This window comes from Streptacidiphilus anmyonensis, assembly GCF_000787855.1.
Classification (GTDB): domain Bacteria; phylum Actinomycetota; class Actinomycetes; order Streptomycetales; family Streptomycetaceae; genus Streptacidiphilus; species Streptacidiphilus anmyonensis.
Window position 1 is genome coordinate 1,781 of sequence record NZ_BBPQ01000147.1, and the last position, 1,114, is coordinate 2,894.

The 1,114-nt window shown below is 76.8% G+C and carries 1 protein-coding gene; it reads left to right on the forward strand.

Translation table 11 applies throughout. The features are described from left to right. Positions 1 to 1,114: phosphopantetheine-binding protein (locus tag TR50_RS42080; RefSeq protein WP_236654829.1), on the forward strand; the 1,114-nt coding region annotated here is incomplete at both ends.

Consider the following 1,114-nt stretch of genomic DNA (forward strand, 5'->3'; position numbering starts at 1 on the left):
TCGGTTGCCGCAGGCGCTGGTGCCGGTGCTGGCGGTGGTGGCGGAGCTGCCGACGCGGACCTCGGGCAAGGTCGACCGCAAGGCGCTGCCGTGGCCGCTGCCGGGCGTCGGCGCCGACGCCGGGGCGGAGGCCGGCGGGCCGCTGCACGGCACCGCCGCGTGGCTGGGGGAGCAGTGGCAGGCCGTGCTCGGCGTGCCGGTCGGCGCGGGCAGCGACTTCTTCGCGCTCGGCGGCACCAGCCTGGCCGCGGCCAAGCTCGTCTCCCTGCTGCGGCAGCGCTTCCCCGGCGCGTCGGTCGCCGACCTCTACCAGCAGCCCCGGCTCCAGCAGTTGGCCGACCTCCTCGACGGCGGCGCCGTCGAGGAGGAGCAGGTCCGCGAGGTCCGGCCGGTGCCGCGCTACGTGGGCCTGTACCAGGCGCTGGTGCTCGCCGTCCTGTACACCCTCACCGGGCTGCGCTGGGTGCTGGCGCTGGCCGCGGTCGACAACATCATCGGCCCGCTGCCCTGGGCCCCGCACACCTCCTGGGCGCTGGTCGCGGGCGGCTGGCTGCTGCTGTCCAGCGCGTTCGGCCGCTCCCTGATCGGTGCGCTGGGCGCGCGGCTGCTGACGGCGGGTCTGAAGCCGGGCAGCTACCGCCGCGGCGGCTGGGCGCACCTGCGGCTGTGGACCGCCGAGCGGCTGGTGGGCATGTTCAACATCGCCTCCGTCATCGGCACCCCGCTCGCCCGCCGCTACGCGCGCCTGCTCGGCTGCCGGGTGGGCCGCGACGTCGAGCTGCACAGCATGCCGCCGGTGACCGGCATGGCCGTCTACGGCGACGGCTGTGCGGTGGAGACCGAGGTCGACACCGCCGGCTGGTGGCTCGACGGCGACGTGCTGCACCTGGGCACGATCCGGATCGGCAACGGCGCCCGCGTCGGCACCCGCACCATGCTCATGCCCGGCGCCGAGATCGGCTACGACGCCGAGGTGCTGCCCGGCAGTTGCGTGCTGGGCCGGGTCCCGGCCCGCGCCCGCGTCCACGGCAGCCCCGCCGTCCCCGACGAGCGGCCCGTGCCGGAGCAGGAGCAGTGGCCCGCCCCCGCGCACCGCCGCTCCCGCCTGTGGAAC